Raw genomic sequence first — 17,563 nt, 5'->3', positions numbered from 1 at the left:
CGACGGTGGAGACCGTCGGGCCCGGCGCCGGGTCAGTACCCGGCGACCTCGTCCAGGCCGTGGCCGCGCAGCGGGACGAGGAAGCTGCGTTCGAACACCACCACGACCTCGCCGGTGGACTTCGTCCCGGTGGTGCGGCAGCGCACGATCCCCTGCCCGGCGCGGCTCTCGGAGAGCCGCTTGGCGAGGGTCTCCGTCTCCGCGTAGAGGGTGTCGCCGGCGAACACCGGGTGGGTCATCCGGATGTTCTCCCAGCCCAGGTTGGCGATGGTGCGCCCGCTCGTCGAGCGGGCGGTCATCCCGCCGACGATGCTGAGCGTCACCAGGCTGGAGACGATCGGCTTCCCCCAGGGGGTGTGCGCGCTGTAGGCGGCGTCGATGTGCAGCGGGGCGTCGTTCATGCTCAGCATGCTCATCAGCACGTTGTCGAGCTCGGTGACGGTCCGCCCGGGGCGGTGCTCGACCACCTCGCCGACCTCGAACTCCTCGTAGTAGCGCCCGACCACCTCGCGGTAGCGGCGCTCGCCGATCAGCCGGTAGCCGGCCGGTTCGGTTGCGTCCATCGCGGTTGCTCCCAGGTCCTAGAGGTCGGCGGTGAGTTCCTTGACGTGGCCGGCGAACTCGCGGATCAGCCGCTCGTCCATGTCGGCGCGCAGCATCAGCCGCAGCCCGGCCTCGCCCTTGGGCACGATCGGGAAGAACACCGCGGAGCTGTAGAAGCCGCGCTCGAAGAGCTGGGCGGACAGCTTGACCGCCCGCTCGGCCTCCCCGACGTCGACCCGGCGCACCGGCAGGCCGTTGCCCGCGAAGGTGGTCGGCAGCAGCTCGTCGAAGAGCTCGATGTTGCGGGCCAGCGCTCCCTGGAGGTCGGCCAGTTCGGGGGAGCGGTGGATGGCGGCGCTGGCCAGCGAGGCGCCGACCATCGGCAGCGGGATGTTCTGCGACCAGCCGATCGGGCCGGCGTGCCGGTGCAGGAACTCGAACTGCTCCCGGTTGCCGAGCATCGCGACGCCGCCGCTGGTGCCGAAGGCCTTGCCGAGGCTCGCGGTGATCACCGTCAGCGGGTTCATCTCCAGCCGGGAACGGACGTAGCCCTCGCCGCGCTCGCCCGCGATGGACAGCGAGTGGGAGTCGTCGATGTAGAGGAACAGCCCGTAGCGGTCCTGGAGTTCGAGCAGTCCGTCGAGGGCCGCGGTGCCGCCCATCGAGTAGGCGCCGTCGGCGACGTAGGCGACCCGCGGGTACTTGCGGCAGATGTCCTCCAGGTAGTTCAGGTCGTTGTGCGGGCAGGTCAGCACCAGCGACTCGTCCGCGCAGACCGGCTTCATGTACGCCATGCAGAAGTGGCAGAAGCGGTCGAAGACCATCACCCGGGGGCCGCCGCCGCCCTGGCAGGTGCCGTCCAGGTGGCCGGAGGCGATCAGCGGCAGGATGCCCGCGGTGAGCGTGGTACAGGACGCCCCCGGGAGGATGTTCGCGCCGAACAGCTCGCCCAGCTCCTCCTCCAGCCGCACCAGCAGGTTGTGCCGGATCCGGGTGGTGGAGAGGACCAGCGAGGTGCTGCGGGACTCGGTCAGCGCGTCCACCGCGCCGGCCAGGACCGCGGGGTGGTTGTTCAGGCCCAGGTACGAGCAGGAGACCATGTTGGCGAACTCGTGGCCGGTCTCGCGGACGATCAGCCGGTTGTTGGACTCGGAGTCCGCGGTGATGCCGATCAGACCGTTGGCGGCGGCCGCCTGCCAGACCGGGTCGGCGCTCGCCAGCATGGCCTCGGCGTTGCGGTACCGGCGCGGGCCGAGGATGGATTCTTCGGTCATCGTCACTTCTCCGTCGCGTGGTTCGGGGGGTCGGTGGGCTCGTGGCCCTGCGGTTGGTACTGCGCGTGTTGCGCGTGCTGCACGTGTTGCGCGTGTTCTGCGCGGTGGGGGTGCTGCGTGTGGTGCGAACCGTCGGGCCGGGGCGGGTCGAACTGCTCGATCAGACGCTGCGAGGCCTCGAAGAACGGCATGCCGACCATCACCCCGTCCACCACGGTCACCGAACGGCCGTTCTCCAGACCGGCCGCGACCACCCGGCGGGCGCGCTCCAGCAGTTCCTCGCCCGGGCTGAACAGCTCGTTGATCAGCGCGAGTTGGCGCGGATGGACGGCGATCTTGCCGCTGAACCCGAAGTCCCGGGCGAGCCCGGCCTCCCGGCGCAGCCCGACGAGGTCGGAGACCTCGAAGAACGGTGCGTCCATCGCCTCCACCCCCGCGGCGCGGGCGCTGTTGACCACCCGGCCGCGGGCGTGGGCCAGGGCCTCCCAGGAGAGCCGGGCGCCGACCGCGAAGGCGTAGTCCGCCGAGCCGAAGACCAGCCCGCGCAGCCGGTGTCCGGCGGCCGCGATGGCGGGCGCGTGCTCGATGCCCAGCGGGGTCTCCACGACCGCCAGGAACTCCGTCTCCGGGCAGTCCGCGGCGAGCGCGCCGGCGGCGATCTCGATGTCCCGGGGGGACTCCGCCATCGGGATCAGCACCAGGTCCGGTTTGACGCGGTACCGGGCGATGGCGATCAGGTCGCGCAGCCCGTCCGGTCCGGACAGGGTGTTGATGCGCACCGCGCTGCGCGCGAGCTTGGCGGACGGGAGCGCGAAGAACTCCTCGGCCAGTCGACGGGCCTCCTCCTTTCGGGCGGGTGGGACCGAATCCTCCAGATCGACCATGGCGATGTCGGCTCCGGACTGATGGCTCTTGGTGTACCGCTCCACTGCCATCGCGGGTGTGGACAGGAGGGAACGGCAGTACCGCGTGAACTTCATGGATGTCTCCGAAGTCGCCGAAGGCTGCGGGGTCCGGTTCTATCCCACCGGCTTTGTTCGGCGCCGTACGGCTGGACATTGAACATCAACTCGGAACAACCGACCCGCGCGCACCATTGTTTGACGCCAACGGGTGCTGTGCATGATGAATAACCGGGGGATGGACACGAGGCGCACGCGGCGCGTGTGGCGCGTGGGCACTCAAGGTTTCAGGACACCGCATCAACGGAGAAGGGGGCCGTAGTGCCGCGTCGGGAAAGTCCGTTGGACCCCGGGGACGGGCCGCTGCTGCGCTTCGCGGGCGATCTTCGGGCCCTGCGGGAGAGCGCCGGAAGTCCGCCGTACCGTCAACTCGCCCTGCGGGCCCATTGTTCGGCGGCCAGCCTGTCGGTGGCCGCGGGCGGCCGGCGGCTGCCCAGCCTGGCCGTCACCGTCGCCTATGTGCAGGCCTGCGGCGGGGACGTACGGGAGTGGCGGCACCGCTGGCAGCTGCTCGCCGCCGAACTGGCCGCCGACACCGCGGCCCGGCGGCGCTCCCAGGACGCCGGAAGCGCCCCCTATCCGGGTGCGGCCGCGTTCGAGGCGGCCGACGCCGAGCGCTTCTTCGGCCGCGAGGCGCTGCTGGACCGGCTGGCTGCCCTGCTGGCCGAACGGCGGCTGGTGATCCTGTCCGGGCCGTCCGGGGCGGGCAAGTCCTCGTTGGTCAGAGCCGGTCTGCTGGCCCGGCTCGGCGGGGTTCCGGGCGCCGGCGCGGCCGCCGGGCGGAGAACCGGGGCCGGGGGCGGAGCGGGCCGGCCCCCGGCCGACGGCGGTGTCCCGATGGCGCTGCTGACTCCCGGCGAACGACCGATGGAGGCGTACGCGCTCGCGCTCGCCCGGCTCGGGCAGCGAGTCGGGGACAGCGCGCGGGGCGCCTCGGGGCCGACGGCCGGCGACCCGGTGCTGGTGGTGGACCAGGGCGAGCAGCTGCGCACCCGCTGCCGGGACGCCGCCGAGCGGGCGCGCTTCCTGGACGCGCTGGTGGCGACCGCCGCGGGCGCCGCGAGGCAGGCGCCGGAGGGGCTGCCGGTGGCGGCGCCGGCCCGGTGCCGGGTGGTGCTGGTGCTCCGTTCGGACCAGTGCGGGCCGCTGTTCGCCGAGCACCCGGGGCTGGCCGAGGCCGGCCGGAACGCGGTGCTGTCGGTGGGGCGTCCGGCGCCGGACGAGCTGCGGCGGGCGATCACCGAGCCGGCCCTGCGGTCCGGCTGTACCGTCGAGGGTTCCCTGCTGGCCGTCCTCATCTCGACCGCCGCGCAGCAGCCGGGCGCGCTGCCGCTGGTGTCCACGGCACTGCTGGAGACCTGGCGGCGGCGCAGCGGCAACGCCCTCACCCTGGCCGGCTTCCAGGCGACCGGAGGTTTCGAGGGCGCGCTGGCCCGGACGGCGGAGTCGCTGTACAACGGGCTGGACCCGGCCGGCCAGGCCCGGGCGCGGGCGGTGTTCCTGCGGCTCGGCGGGGAGTTGCTCGGCGCCGGCGAGGACGCGGCCGGCGGCGCGACGGCGCTGGGCGACGGGCTGACGCCGGGCGGCGGGCTCTTATCGGGGGGAGACCTGGTGCCGGGGGGCGACGAGGGAACCCGCAAGCCGGTCCGGCGGGCCGAGTTCGACGATCCCGGCGTGCCCGAGGTGATGGAACGGCTGGTCCGGGCCCGGCTCGTGGTGGTGGACCGGGACACCGTCGAGCTGTCCCACCACGCGCTGCCGCAGGCCTGGCCCCGGCTGCGCGGGTGGCTGGCGGAGGGCCGCGAGGCGCTGGGCGAGCAGCGCAGGCTCTCGGCGGCCGCCCGGGGCTGGGAGGCCGCCGACCAGGACCCCGAACTGCTCTGCCGGGGTGTCCGGTTGGAGCAGCTCAAGCGGCGGGTGGCGGCCGGCGAGCTGGCCGCGGCCGGGGTCGAGCGGGCTTTCCTGGCGGCGTCCGCCCGGGCGGAGGCCGCCGGCCGGCGCCGGGCGCAGCGCCAGAACCTGGCGGTGGCCGGGGTCGCCGCGGCGGGCGGGGCGCTGCTGGCCCTGGCGGGCGGGAGCCGGATCCGCCGGGCCTGGCGGTGGTGAGCCCCGGAGCGCGGGGCCCAGAGGCGACGGCCGGTCCCACGGGCACCGCGTCCGGGCCGGCCGCCGGCCCTCGCCCGGGTCGGCTCCCGGGGTCGGCTTTCGGGCCCTCGCCCCGGTGTTGATCAGCCTCGGCACGGGGGAGTTGAACAACGGACGGGCCGACCGGAGGCCCGGCGCGGCGGCGCGTTCGGTGTCGATCACGGTCCTTGCGCCGCCGTCGGTCGTCCGGGTAGCTTGACAGGCGATCCCGGCCCTCCGAAATGCGAATTCGGCTGCCCGGCCGGTGATTTCCCGTAACGCCGTGGTCGGCCGGAGCCGCTCCGGCGATCAATCCGTCCCGATTTCCGTCGCTGTTTTCCGCATGTCCGGGGGACCCCGCTCCGCCGACGGCCCGCGGTCCTTCGGAGCCCACCGGGCGCTGCCGTCCTGTGGCGCGGTTCGAAGCCGCGCGGTTCCGAGCCGTCGCGTCCGCCGTCCTTTCCGCGTTTCCCCAAACCCGTGTCAAGGGAGAGTCATGTCCGATTCGGCCCGTCCGGTCCACAGCTGGGACGAATTCACCACACTGCGGGAGATCGTGGTCGGGACCGCCGCCGGCGCCCGGCTGCCCGAGCAGACCGAGCCGTCCTCCTGGCTGTCCTGCTTCCCGAAGACCAGTGCCGCCGACCTCGCCTCGATCGAGGCGGGCCCCTACCCCCAGCAGGTCGTCGAGGAGACCGAGGAGGACCTGGAGGCGCTGGTGGCCACCCTGCGCGGCCTCGGCGTCACCGTCCACCGGCCCGAGGCGGTCGACCACGCGGCCGGGTTCGCCTCCCCGCTCTGGGAGGCCGACGGCGGCTTCCACTCCTACTGCCCGCGGGACCTCACCCTGGTGGCCGGCGAGACGCTGATCGAGGTGGCGAGCCCGATGCGGCAGCGCTACTTCGAGGTGTTCGGCCTGCGCGGGCTCTTCCAGGACTACCTGCGCCGCGGCGCGCGCTGGGTGGCCGCCCCCCGGCCGCGGCTGGGCGACGAGCTCTTCGAGTTCGACGCGGACGGGCTGCCGCTGCTGGGCGAGGCCGAGCCGGTCTTCGACGCGGCGAACGTGCTGCGGCTCGGCCGGGACGTGTTCTACCAGGTCTCCCGCAGCGGCAACGAACTCGGCCTGCGGTGGCTGGAGTCCACCCTCGGCCTGCTCGGTGACGGGGGCCTGCGGCTGCACCCGCTGCGCGACATCTACGGGTACACCCACATCGACAGCACCATCGCGCTGCTGCGGCCGGGGCTGGTGCTGCTCAACCCCGAGCGGATCAGCCCGGAGACCGTCCCGGCGCCGCTGAAGGGCTGGGACATCCTGTGGTGCCCGCCGGCCGAGCCCACCGGGGACACGCCCGAGCACGCGCTCAGCGAGAGCTGGATCAGCATGAACCTGCTGATGGTCTCCCCGGACACCGCGATCGTCGAGTCCGGCCAGGAGAGCCTGATCAAGCAGCTGGAGCACGCCGGGATCACCGTCCTGCCGCACCGGCTGCGGCACTCCCGGGCGCTCGGCGGCGGCTTCCACTGCGTCACCCTGGACACCCGGCGCGACGGCGGGCTGGAGGACTACCTGTCCTGAAGGGGCGTGGGCGGAGCCCGGCCGGCGGCGGCCGGCCGGGGCTACTGCCGCGGACGGGGATCGTCGCGCGTGCGCAGTGCTTCGGCCAGCAGACTCGCCACCACGACGGAGACGGGGTGGTCCGTCCCGACCGCCCGGGTCAGCCCGGCGAGGGCGGCCCGGTACCCCTCGACGGCCCCGGTGAGGTCGCCCGCCGCCTCGTGCACCCGGGCCAGGGCGGCGCGGCTGCCGAGGGTGTCCGGGTGGTCCGGGCCCAGCAGCCGGGCGCGCTGCTCCAGCACGGTGGTGAGCAGCGACCGGGCCCGTTCCAGGTCGCCCGCGCCCCGGCAGGCCACCCCGAGGTTGTTGCGGGTGAGCACGGTGTCGCGGCTCTCCGGGCCGAGCACCCGCTCCTGTTCGGCCAGCACGGTCTCGAACAGCGGGACGGCCCGGGCGGACTCGCCCCGCCCGTGGTAGGCGGAGGCAAGGTTCCCGGCGCTGCGCAGCGTGTCCGGGTGATGCGGGCCGAGGACCTCGCGGCGCAGCCGGAGGGCCTCCTCGAACAGGGGGAGCGCCCGCTCCGGCTCGCCCGCCGCGTCATGGGCGGAGGCCAGCATGGAGAGGCTGGACAGGGTTTCGGGGTGTTCCGGGCCGAGCACACCGGTGCGCTGGGTCAGTGTCGTGCGGCAGAGGTCGAACCCGGTCGCGATGTCACCGCTCGTCAGGCAGAGGTGGGCGAGGTTGCTCCGGCTGAGCAGGGTGTCGGGGTGCTCCTCGCCCAGGGCGTCGGCACGCCGGGTCAGGACGTCCTGGTAGATCTCCCTGGCCCGTTCCAGGTCGCCGGCCGCGTGGTGGGCGTACCCGAGGTTGCTCAGACAGCTGAGGGTGTCGGGGTGTTCGGAGCCGACGAGTTCCTCGAAGTCGGCCAGCACCTCCTGGTAGAGGGCGATCGACTGCCGGTAGCGGCCGACGGTCTCGTACGCCCCGGCGAGGTTGTTGCGCAGCCGCAGGCCGTTGAGCCCGGCCATGGGCCCCGGCAGGCCGTCGGGTTCGGTGTCGGCGGGGGCCCTGCCGAGCAGGTCCTCGTAGATCCCGATGGCCCGGTCGAACCGGCCGAGGGCCGCGTGGGCGCCCGCCAGGTCGCTCAGCAGGGTGAGGGTCCTGAGGTGGTCCGGGCCGAGGGCGACCCGGCTGTCGTCGGCGGCCCGCTCGTACTCCTCGACCGCCTGCTGGACGCTGCCGCGGGCCTGGTGGGTGGAGGCGAGGCTGCTGCGGATGTTGAGGGTGGTGAGGTGCCCGGGGCCGTGGACCCGCAGGCTCTGTTCCAGGAGCGGGCCGAGGATCCCGATGCTCCGGTCGGGCCGGCCGGTCGCGAGGTGGACCCGGGCGAGTGCGGAGCGGGCCACCAGCGCGAGCGGGTGCTCGGGCCCGAGCCCGTGCCGGATCTGGGCGTCGTAGCCCTCGTACAGCGGCAGCGCCCAGGCGGTCTGCCCCCGGGCCTCCAGGTGCAGGGCGGCGCCGGCGTAGAGGTTGAACACCGCCGAGTCGCAGCCGTCCCGGGGGTCGGTCGCGGCCAGGGCACGGATCTGGCCGACCAGGCGGGCCAGCTCGGCGGCGTCGGGGTCCTGGTCGGGCCCGGCCGGACGCACGGTCCGCAGCAGGGCCTGCTCGGCCTCGTGCCGGCCCCGGGGAGCGGCCCCCGCCGGGCGCCGGGCGAGGGCGTCGGCGCGCAGTACGCCCTGGACCAGCCGGTGCACCCGGACGTCGCGCCAGGCGTAGCCGATCATGCTGTAGGCGTGCAGGACGCCGAGCGCGTCGTCGGCCGCGATCTCGTCCGGGGCCAGCCGGTACACCAGGTCGCGCGGGCAGCCGTCGGCGTCCAGCCAGGCCAGGGCGTGCAGCAGGTCGACCGCGACCGGATCGTCCTCGGCGACCGCCGCCAGGGTGACCTGCCAGACCCTGGCGACGGTGAGCTGCGGGTCCCGGCCCGCCGGGGTCCTGGACAGCTGGAGCCCGAGCCGGCCGCGGTAGGCGGCGACCGTGGTGCGGGTCCGGCGCAGGTAGGCGCCCGCCTGGTCGAGGGCGAGCGGGAGGCCGCCGAGCTCCCGGGCCAGCTGCCCGACCTCCCAGCGGGCCTCGTCGGACCCGTCCCACTCGCAGACCCAGGACCACAGCAGCTCGGCCGCCTGCTCCTGGGGGAGGACGTCGAGTGCGAGCAGCGCGTCGCCGGAGTCGACGCCGATCGCGTCCCAGTCGTCGGCGAGCCGGGTGGTGACCAGGTGGTGCCCCCCGGTGAGACTGCCCAGGTACGGTGCGAGGAGCGCCGGGTCCTCGACGTTGTCGTACACCAGCAGCCAGTTCGTGTGGTGCTGGAACCAGGCCAGCGCCCAGGCGGTCAGCTCCGGCCGCTGCGCGGTTCCGGCCCACACGGGGTTCAGCCGCCGGGCGATCTCGGCCAGGGCCTCCTCCACGGCCCCCGGGGAGGACGCCTCGATCCACCAGACCAGGTCGTACGCCGTGCGGAAGGTCTGGGCGTACTGCCGCGCCAGGGTGCTCTTGCCGACCCCGCCCAGCCCGTGGAGCACCGCCGTCGCCGCGCCGGGCCCGGCGCGTTCGGCGCTCAACACCTCCCGCAGCGCGGCCAGTTCCCGCTGCCGGCCGGTGAAGCGGCCGTTCGGCCGGAGCAGGTGGACGACGTCGACGGCCGGGGTGTCGGCCGCGGAGCGCAGAGCCTCGGCGGGCAGCACGATCGTGGTGACCTGGGTGACCATCAGGCCGTCGTTGGAGCTGTTGAAGCTGGCGATCTGTCCGGCGCCGCTGAAGTGGTGGGTGGGCGACGTCACCGGGGGCCGTCCCGGTGGACGACGGTCCTGCTGCTCATCGTCCCGCTGTTGCTGCCGGTGTTGACGACGGCCCCCTGGCCGCTCACCACGATGCTGACCGGCGCCGGCTGCGCCCGCGCCAGCAGCGCGGCCAGCTCCGCCAGCAGCTCCGGGTCCTGGTGGAGCGTGCGCCGCACGGCCTGCCGCAGCGCGCCCTGGGCGTCCGCGCCCGCGCCCTCCTCCGCCGCCTCCAGGACGTTGGTCTCCAGGTCCTCGCGCTGCCGTTCGTCGCGCCGGTTCCAGACGCGCTGGAGGATGCGCGTGCCCAGGCCCACGGTGGCCGTCGCGGCCGCGTCCTGCGCCTGCGTCAGCACCGAGTCGCCGTACGCGGCGATCGCGGCGCCGATCGGTGGACCGGCCAGTTCCATGAACGCGTCGAGCTCCATGGGCTCCCCCTCGAAAGTCCCGGACCGAACGCGGCCGGCCGGAGCGGGCCGGCCGCAGTGGATCGGCCACAGCGTAGGGAACCCGGGGGAGCGGCGGGTCCGGGACGGGCGAAACGATCGGTCTCGATCCGGTTGCGATCGGCTGACAGTGCCGCATGGCAGAGTCTGCCCCATGAACATCACTACCACGCTGCACAGTTGGGACGGGTCCGTCGCCCTGTTCGAGCGCCGCGGCCTGCCCGTCTCCACGTACGAGAACCTCTACGAGGAGTCGTACGACGTCCACGCCGGCGCCCTGGCGATAGACGGGCACCTCGACCTCGACGCCGCGGAGCTGGAGGGCACCGGCCTGGTCGTCGACGGTGACCTCGACGTCAGCGGCGCCGTCCTCACCATCGACGACGGCTGCTCCGCGCTGATAGTGCTGGGCGACCTCCGGGCGGCCGCCGTGTACCTGGAGGGCGACGCCAAGCTGCTGGTCCGCGGCAGCGTCCACGTGGAGGCCTTCGTCGGCAACATGACGGACAAGCTGGTCATGGTCCACGGGGACCTGCACGCCAGGGTCACGGTGCTGTCCGCCGGATTCGAGCCCGACCTGGTCGAAGGGACCCTGCACGGCCCCGTCCTGGCGCCCGCGTACCTCGCCGCCGCCTACTCGGCGCCCACCGGCGCCGAGGCGCCCGCCGCCGCGGCGGCGGTGCTGGTGCCCGAGGTCCTGAGCGCCGGCGCCGACGACGACCCCGACGGCCAGGGCGTCTTCGACACCCCCGGCGTCCACGGCGGACGGCTGCTGGGCCGCATCGAGGCGGGCCTGCCGGTCACCCTGGCCGCCGGACGTGGATAGCGGCCGTCTCGCGGATTGCCGGGTGCGCGACGCGGAACGGAACAACCCCGGCGACCACCCCGCCCCGTGGCGCAGACTGGGGCGAGTACTTTTCACATCGGAGGATGGATTTTCATGGTTGACCGGCCCTTGACGCTGATGGCGGTGCACGCCCACCCCGACGACGAGGCCACCGGGACCGGGGGTGTCCTCGCCCGGTACGCGGCGGAGGGCGTCCGCACGGTCCTCGTGACGTGCACGGACGGCCGGTGCGGTGACGGACCGGGAGGGGTCAAGCCGGGCGAGCCCGGACACGACCCGGAGGCCGTCGCCGCGATGCGCCGGCAGGAACTGGAGGCCAGCTGCGAGGTGTTGAAGGTCAGCCACCTGGAGCTGCTGGAGTACGCCGACTCCGGGATGATGGGCTGGGCGAGCAACGACGAGCCCGGGTCGTTCTGGCGCACGCCGGTGGAGGAGGGCGCCGCCCGCCTCGCCGAACTGATCCGGCACTACCGGCCCGACGTGGTCGTCACCTACGACGAGAACGGGTTCTACGGCCACCCCGACCACATCCAGGCCAACCGCATCACCATGGCGGCGCTGGAGCTGACCGATCCGACGCCGAAGGTCTACTGGACGACGGCGCCGCGCTCGGCCATGCAGCGGTTCGGCGAGGTCATGCGCGAGTTCGGCGCGGACTGGGAGGAGCCGGAGGCGGCGCGGGAGCCCGGGGCGGCGGCGGAGCCGGAGGCGTCCGAGCTGCCGGACATGTCGGAGATCGGCCTGCCGGACGAGGAGATCACCACCTGGGTGGACACCACCGCGTTCGGCGGCCGCAAGTTCGACGCCCTGGCCGCGCACGCCAGCCAGGGCGAGAACATCTTCTTCCTGAAGATGGGCAAGGAGCGGTTCACCGAGCTGATGGGCGTGGAGACCTTCGTGCGGGTCAAGGACACCACCGGCGCGGCCCTTCCCGAGGACGACCTCTTCGCCGGCCTGCGCTGATCCCCGTCCCGTCCCCGTTCCCGTGTCCGTACGGACCCGGCCGTCGCCGGCCGGGTCCGTGCCGGGCGCTACCGGCCGCCGTCCCGCAGGGCCTGCTCCACGGTCCGCAGGGCGGTGGCCGACTGCTCCCAGCCGTGCCACCAGAACAGCCCGCCGTCGTGGCTCGCCCCGGCGGCGAGCGCCGTCAGGTGGGCCCAGGGGCCGGCCGGGATGCCGAACCGCGGCCGGGCGGCCAGCCGTCGGGCGGCGTCGCCGTCGACCGGGACCATGCCGAGCAGCGGGAACGGTTCGCCGTCCGCCGTCCGGCCGGTGCCGTGCAGCATCGGGTGCAGGGTGATCGGGTCGAGCAGCAGGGTGAGGTCGGCGGAGGGCAGGAGCTCCGGTCCGTCCCGCCAGCCGAGCCGCCGTCCGCTCGGCCCGGCCCCGGGGACGGGCCGGCCGTCGAGCACGACGCCGTCCGCGGCGACCTCCAGGAGGGCGCCGCCCGGGCGGTCGGGCAGCCGCAGCCGGTAGTCCCCGAACAGGCCCGGGGCGGGCTCCGCCACCGCCGCGGAGAAGGGGACGGTGACGCCGTCCACCTCGAAACCCGCCGGTCCGATCACCACCGCGGCGGTCACGGGCTCGCCGTCGACGGTGACGCGCAGACGCGGGGCCGAGCCGGGGGCGCCGGGTACGACGTCCACGCCCACGCCCTCGCCGCGGTACCCGCCGACGAGGTCGGCGAGCGGCGGCACCTGCGGCAGCGGGTACTCGGTCAGGCGCACCGCCGCGCCCGCGACGGTTCCGGACAGCCGGCGCCGGCCGTCGCGGCCGAACTCCGTCCGCAGCTCGCCGCCGACGCCGCCGTCCGCCGCGCGCCAGCGCAGCACGCCGTGGGCGTAACTCGGGTCGGTCACCCGGAGGCCGTCGACGTGGACCCGGTGCCGGGGCGGGTCGGTCGCGCGGCCCAGGACGTAGACCGAGAGGCCGTCGTCCGCGGTGCCGTACAGGCCCGTCCACGGGTACAGGGCCCCGGCGAGGACGGAGTCCAGGTCCCGCCGGATCGACGGCCAGCCCGCCGAACCGTCCCGCGCCAGCCGGCGGGCCTCCGACTTGCGGGTGAGCAGGGTGCGCAGGCGGTGTGCCGCCTCCGGCCCGGGCCGCCGGGGGACGCCCCGGGCGGCGGCCTGCAGGGCCAGGTCCTCGCGCCGGGCCAGCAGGGCGCGTTCGTCGGCTCCGAGGTCCGGCGGGGCCCAGTCCGCGACGGCGGCCGCGGGATCCCGGACGTAGCGCTCGCGCAGGGCGCCGTCCTCGCCGAGGGCCAGGGCGAAGCGGGCGCCCGGGGTGTCCTCCTGCCAGTGGTAGCCGGCCGGGACGCGGAAGTCGGCGAAGCCGCGGAGGGCGGCGAGTTCGCGCGGGCCGTACGCGTCGACGACCCGCAGCGGGCCGTCGGGCGGGCGGACGGTCCGGCCGGGTTCGAGGAGGCCGAGGCGTTCGAGAACCCGCGGGTCGGCCGGGGCGGCGACGGCGGGCGGCAGGTACCAGGTGGAGGCGCTGGTGACGGTGCGCTGCACGGCCGGGTCGCGCAGGGCGGCGACGGTGTACCGGGCGGTGACGGGGTCGAGGCCCCGGTAGCGGGCGCCGATGTAGTTGACCACGGTGTGGTCCGGCCCGTAGACCTCCTCCAGCCGGTCCAGCAGGACGGGCAGGTGGCGGTTGGTGAACCCGGCGCGCCGGTAGTCGAGTTCGCCGACGATGCCGACCTGCCAGAGCACCAGGTGCAGGCCGGGGTCGAGGCGCCGGTCGCGGATCAGCAGGTCGGAGGCTTCGAAGGTCTGCATGCCGGGGGTGCTCGGGTCCACGCCGAGGTCGGCGCAGAGCACGTCCAGGGCGCTGATGCCCGGGCGCATCACGGCGGTGTGGCCCTCGCGGCGGGCGATCCGCACGGCGCGGTGGCTGGACAGCACGAAGATGCCCGGGTGGCCGTAGAAGACCGCCGCCACCCGGCGCCCGGCCCGCACGAAGTGCAGGACCGCCTCCGACATCTGGACGTACGTCAGGTAGCGGTCCTTCGCGTCGTCGTAGAGGACGCCGAGGTCGTAGGCGTCCGGGCGCCAGGCGTTGATGCGCACGATCGTCGCGGGGTCGGCCACGCAGTGGAAGACGTGGTCGGCCTCGCGGAGCAGCCGCTCGTCGGCGCGGGTGAAGCCGGCGGCCTCGATGCCGGATCCGAGGACGGTCAACTCGCCCTTGTGCTCGGACGGTTCACCGCCCGGCGGGCCGGCCGCGGCGATCGCGCGGGACAGTTCGGCCCACCGGGCCTGGTGCTCGCGGCGGGAGGGGAAGCGGTCGAAGGGGCGCGTGTAGCGGTGCGCGGAGCGGAGGTCGGGGTCCATGCGGCGGCGCGGGCCTTCAGTGGTCGTCAGTGGTCGGCGAGGCCGGGGAGGTCGACCACGACCGCCTGGGTGACCTGCGGGGGCAGCGCGTCCACCAGGAGCGGCGGGTCGAGCTGGACCGGCGGGTCGAACTCGAACACGGCCTGGGTGCTCTGCGGCGGGGTCATCAGCACCGGCGCTCCGGACGCGAGGGCCGCCGGATCCGGGGCCCCCGCGGCGTCGTCGGCGTCGCCGTCCAGGAGCAGGTCGATGTCCACGTCGATGTCCGGGACGCCGATGTCCGGGACGCCGATGTCCGGGACGCCGACGGGCGGGGCGCTGGCGGTCGGGGTGGTCATGGCGGTCACTCGTCCCCTCGGGGCCGCGGGCGGAGGCGGGTTCATGCTACTGAACGGACGTTCGGCCGGACAGGGGGTCGGGCGACCGGGCAACTGCGGAGCAGCGGAGTGCCGGCCGGGCGGCGGATGGGCCGCGCGGTCGGCACGGTACGGACGAGGTGTCCGTGGGGGGATCCCGTCAGAGCAGCACGCTGGCGGCGATCGGGGCCACCGTCTTGAAAGCGCTCCAGGCGCTGTCCCAGAAGCTGTCGGCCTCGACGCCGTGGGTGGCGCCCAGGGCGCCACCGGCGCGGTGGGTGCGGTCGACCGGCGGGGCCAGTCTCGGGAGCTGCGGGGTGGGGGACCACGTCCGGCACTCCTCGCGGACGTCTTCCATGGTCATGGTCGTTCTTCCCTTCGTGGGTGTCGGTTTCGTCGGCCGGACGGCGCGGGGCGGACCTGTTCACAGGACCGGGACGGAGTCGTCCGGGACGGTCGGCGGGGGTCAGTAGAAGCCTCCGATGGCCGGGGGCGGTGGCGGCAGGCAGCCGGGGGTGGGGGCACCGTCGCAGGCCCAGGGGGCCGGGTCCGCGAAGCTGGGACCGTAGAACCCCCCGGGGCCGTCCATGATCAGGACGATCGCTGTCTCGGCCTGGAGCGCCCCCGCCTCGGCGGTGTCGTCCACTCTGGCGGTCGGCGAGCCGGTGGTGAATCCGAGGGCCGTGGAGAAGGCCGGTGCGGTCGGCTTCTGGCCGTGGTCGGCATCGACGACTTCCTTGATCACCTTCAGGCAGGCGGCGTACCCCTGTGTGCGGTCGATCGATGGCACCTGGGGTGGCGGCTGCTCGTACATGGTCCTGCCTCTCCTGTTCGGTGCTCCGGTGGCCGGCCGTACATGGCGGCGTCACCGGGCGGGGTGGCCGGCGACGGACCGCTCGGGGCCCGTCGCCAGCACGGGGTGCCGCTCAGAGGAACTTCGAGAACACGTCTGCGGCACCGGTCAGGACCCTGCTCCAGTCGATGTCGGCCTCGACGCCGGGGGCGGTGCCCAGGGCGCCGCCGGCGCGGCGGGTGCGGTCGACCGGCGGGGCCAGTCTCGGGAGCTGCGGGGTGGGGGACCACGCCCGGTACTCCTCGCGGAATTCTTCCTTGGTCATCTCTGCTCATCCCTTTCTTGTCGTGCTGGTTGCGCTCCGTCCTCGGTCGGGCCTGGGGCGGGGCGTCAGAGGGCGGCGTAGCACATGCCCCGGGCTGGGCCGGTGAGGCCGGCACAGACCGAGCGGGCCGGTGCGACGCCAGGGCCTCCAGGCAGCCGGGCAGCTTCGTCCCGGTCGTCCCTGCGGACTGGTGCGGCGAGGACCGGCAGCCTGGGTGTGGGTCTGGGGAGCGTTGCGGGGGTTTTCATGATCCGCCTCCTCCTGGCGTTTGGTGCGGGTCGTCCTGTCGGCAGGGGCACCGGCGGTGCCGGGTGCTCAGGAGTCCAGGAACTGGTGGGGCGGCGCCAGGCTGACGGGGAACTCGTCGCTGACGTCGACCGTGAAGACCATGGTGACGCGGGCGTGCCGGTCGTCCTCGGGGTCGAAGAACGTTACCTTCACGTCCTGGCAGTCCGATCCCATGCGGCAGTACGGGCTCTTCGTGACGGAGATGGTGTCGATGCAGTAGAGGGAGACCGGGCTGCTGGGCTGCGTCACGGTGCTGGGGATGCCCTGGCCCAGCAGCATGGCCTTGCTGAGCGGGCCGGCGACCGAGAACGCATTCGTTCCGGCGGAGTTCAGTGCGCGGTCGGCGGAGGTCTGGCCGAGGTTGCGGAACTGGTAGTAGACCTTGTCGAGGAACACGTCCATGGTCTTGCGGATGTAGGTCTCGTCGATCGTCAGCGAATCCTTGTGGGCCTCGGCTACGACGGCCTTCACCACGGCCTCCACCAGCTGCGCCTGGTGCCAGATGTAGATGCCGCGGCTCTTGACCTCGACGACCGGAACGACCTGCCCGGAGAAGAGCCGGACGGTCCGGTCGGTCAGCCGTCCGGGTATCGAGATCCGGGAGATGTAGCCGTTGTCGTCCTGCTTGACCATGGTCTGGCCGAAGTACGCGTCCCGGAAGGACCGGTAGACCGTGGACACCGGAGGGGCGGGCGCGGCGAGTGCCAGCAGGGCGTCCGCGAGCTTGGTGGGATCGGCGACGATCGCCGCCACCTCCTGCTTCGACCCGAGCGACACCAAGGGGTTGCTGGTCCAGTCCATGCCGGCCGCGGGTTCGGCCTCCATCGCGTAGACGGGAGTGCTGTCCAGGTTCAGCGTCCAGGTGACCTTGTCGGAAGCCCACGGGTTGGCGGTCAGGTAGGCGTGCAGTTGCCCGGCGTCGTATGGATTGGCGGGTACCTCCGTCATCACGCCCGGCTTGCCCGGGACCGGCACCTCGACGGGGTCCATCAGCTGGCGGAAGCTGTCCCGGCGGGCCTCGGTCAGGAAGTCCACCCCGACCTGGCCGATCGCGAACACCAGCGGGCGGTTGTTGGTGGAGGCGCAGGAGGGCCGGACGCCGCCGCCCGAGGGCACGGATCCCGACGGTACGGATCCCGACGGTACGGCCCCTGGCAGCCCGGCCCCCGAGGGCCCGCCGCCCTGGCACGCGCAGGGGGCCGCCGGGGCCTGGCCGGACACCGTCGCGCCGGTGGACGGCGGGGGCGCGGCCACGGCGGGCGCGGTCAGTGGCATGGGCGGCGGGACGGCGGTGGCGCCCGCGGGCTGGGCGCCGGCGGCGGTGGCGCCCGCCACCCCGGCGACGGCTCCGGCCGGGGGGAGGGCTTCGTACGGTGCGCTCTGCGCGGCGGGTGCGGCCTGGAAGGCCTGGACGGCCTCCGGGCCCGGTACGGCCTGCGCGGCCGGTGCGACCTGGGGGGCTTGAACGGCCTCGGCGGTGGCGACGGGAACGCTCTGGGTGTCCATGGTGCTGGCTCCCTCGTGCGAGTCGTAAGGGGAGGCCCCGAGCAGCGAGGGTGCGCCGGCCGCGGCGGCCCCGACCTCGGGGGGGAGGGTGGTGCGGCGGGCGCTGTCCGCCGTGGTCCCGGCAGTGGCCGGCCGGTCCGTCAGGTCTCCTCGGGCGGTGAGCCCGTAGGCCCGGGCCGCGTCCAGGTGACCGACCAGCCGGCGCCGGCACTCCGGTGCGTCGGCGGGTGCGCAGGGCACGGACCGCGCGCCCTGCAGCAGGGCCCGGCGGGCCGCCCGCGGGTCGGGCGGGCGCCCCGCGCGCACCTGCGCGGCGACCAGCAGGGCGGCGACCCCGGCCACCAGGGGTTTGGGGTAGCTGGTTGC

Annotated in this window: 14 protein-coding genes and 1 pseudogene; 4 read left to right on the top strand and 11 right to left on the bottom strand. The window is 74.3% G+C overall.

Features of this window, described 5'->3' with window-relative positions; translation table 11 throughout:
* Nucleotides 1-32 precede the first annotated feature (32 nt).
* Genes ACFVHV_RS39135 through ACFVHV_RS39125 form a run of 3 tightly spaced genes read right to left on the bottom strand, consistent with a single transcriptional unit; the run spans nt 33 to nt 2,797 of the window.
* Entirely contained in the window at nt 33-563 is a 531-nt protein-coding gene (locus tag ACFVHV_RS39135; protein WP_359914674.1) for a MaoC family dehydratase, read from the bottom strand.
* Nucleotides 564-581: 18 nt separating this feature from the next.
* On the bottom strand, nt 582-1,817 hold the full coding sequence (locus ACFVHV_RS39130) for an aminotransferase class I/II-fold pyridoxal phosphate-dependent enzyme (protein ID WP_359914677.1): 1,236 nt from the start codon (nt 1,815-1,817) through the stop codon (nt 582-584).
* A gap of 2 nt (nt 1,818-1,819) precedes the next feature.
* The gene (locus tag ACFVHV_RS39125; protein ID WP_380358002.1) at nt 1,820-2,797 is read right to left on the bottom strand and encodes an HpcH/HpaI aldolase/citrate lyase family protein; all 978 of its coding nucleotides are present in this window, start codon (nt 2,795-2,797) and stop codon (nt 1,820-1,822) included.
* A gap of 264 nt (nt 2,798-3,061) precedes the next feature.
* On the opposite strand from ACFVHV_RS39125, the gene ACFVHV_RS39120 reads away from it, so the two are divergent.
* Nucleotides 3,062-4,885, top strand: a complete 1,824-nt coding sequence (locus tag ACFVHV_RS39120) for a hypothetical protein (protein WP_380357999.1) — start codon at nt 3,062-3,064, stop codon at nt 4,883-4,885.
* 514 nt (nt 4,886-5,399) lie between these two features.
* Nucleotides 5,400-6,479, top strand: coding sequence for an inosamine-phosphate amidinotransferase 1 (locus ACFVHV_RS39115; RefSeq protein ID WP_359914686.1), 1,080 nt, complete (start codon nt 5,400-5,402; stop codon nt 6,477-6,479).
* Between the two features lie 41 nt (nt 6,480-6,520).
* Here the strand turns inward: ACFVHV_RS39115 and fxsT are convergent, their stop codons facing one another.
* The gene (gene fxsT / locus ACFVHV_RS39110; RefSeq protein ID WP_380357996.1) at nt 6,521-9,301 is read right to left on the bottom strand and encodes an FxSxx-COOH system tetratricopeptide repeat protein; all 2,781 of its coding nucleotides are present in this window, start codon (nt 9,299-9,301) and stop codon (nt 6,521-6,523) included.
* On the bottom strand, nt 9,298-9,726 hold the full coding sequence (locus ACFVHV_RS39105; RefSeq protein ID WP_359914691.1) for a hypothetical protein: 429 nt from the start codon (nt 9,724-9,726) through the stop codon (nt 9,298-9,300). The genes fxsT and ACFVHV_RS39105 overlap by 4 nt, the downstream gene beginning before the upstream one ends.
* Before the next feature lie 172 nt (nt 9,727-9,898).
* Here ACFVHV_RS39105 and ACFVHV_RS39100 point away from each other — a divergent pair, with 172 nt between their 5' ends.
* Both ACFVHV_RS39100 and ACFVHV_RS39095 read left to right on the top strand, forming a co-directional pair.
* Complete coding sequence (locus ACFVHV_RS39100; RefSeq protein ID WP_380357994.1) at nt 9,899-10,570, top strand: hypothetical protein; 672 nt, start codon at nt 9,899-9,901, stop codon at nt 10,568-10,570.
* A 114-nt stretch (nt 10,571-10,684) separates the two neighbouring features.
* Complete coding sequence (locus ACFVHV_RS39095) at nt 10,685-11,554, top strand: PIG-L family deacetylase (RefSeq protein ID WP_380357992.1); 870 nt, start codon at nt 10,685-10,687, stop codon at nt 11,552-11,554.
* A gap of 68 nt (nt 11,555-11,622) precedes the next feature.
* Here ACFVHV_RS39095 and ACFVHV_RS39090 read toward each other — a convergent pair whose 3' ends face one another.
* The 6 genes and pseudogenes from ACFVHV_RS39090 to ACFVHV_RS39065 form a co-directional block, all read right to left on the bottom strand.
* Nucleotides 11,623-13,929, bottom strand: a complete 2,307-nt coding sequence (locus ACFVHV_RS39090) for an SAM-dependent methyltransferase (RefSeq protein WP_380357988.1) — start codon at nt 13,927-13,929, stop codon at nt 11,623-11,625.
* A 26-nt stretch (nt 13,930-13,955) separates the two neighbouring features.
* The gene (locus ACFVHV_RS39085) at nt 13,956-14,267 is read right to left on the bottom strand and encodes a hypothetical protein (protein WP_380357985.1); all 312 of its coding nucleotides are present in this window, start codon (nt 14,265-14,267) and stop codon (nt 13,956-13,958) included.
* Between the two features lie 178 nt (nt 14,268-14,445).
* Entirely contained in the window at nt 14,446-14,649 is a 204-nt protein-coding gene (locus tag ACFVHV_RS39080; RefSeq protein WP_380357982.1) for a hypothetical protein, read from the bottom strand.
* Between the two features lie 102 nt (nt 14,650-14,751).
* Entirely contained in the window at nt 14,752-15,099 is a 348-nt protein-coding gene (locus ACFVHV_RS39075; RefSeq protein ID WP_380357979.1) for a hypothetical protein, read from the bottom strand.
* A gap of 112 nt (nt 15,100-15,211) precedes the next feature.
* Complete coding sequence (locus ACFVHV_RS39070; RefSeq protein ID WP_380357976.1) at nt 15,212-15,403, bottom strand: hypothetical protein; 192 nt, start codon at nt 15,401-15,403, stop codon at nt 15,212-15,214.
* Between the two features lie 315 nt (nt 15,404-15,718).
* A pseudogene (locus ACFVHV_RS39065) lies at nt 15,719-17,563 on the bottom strand (hypothetical protein); the annotation flags it as partial.

It is taken from the genome of Kitasatospora sp. NPDC127116 (assembly GCF_042677365.1).
Taxonomy (GTDB): Bacteria; Actinomycetota; Actinomycetes; order Streptomycetales; family Streptomycetaceae; genus Kitasatospora; species Kitasatospora lactacystinica.
This window is presented reverse-complemented; position numbering and strand designations above follow the sequence as displayed.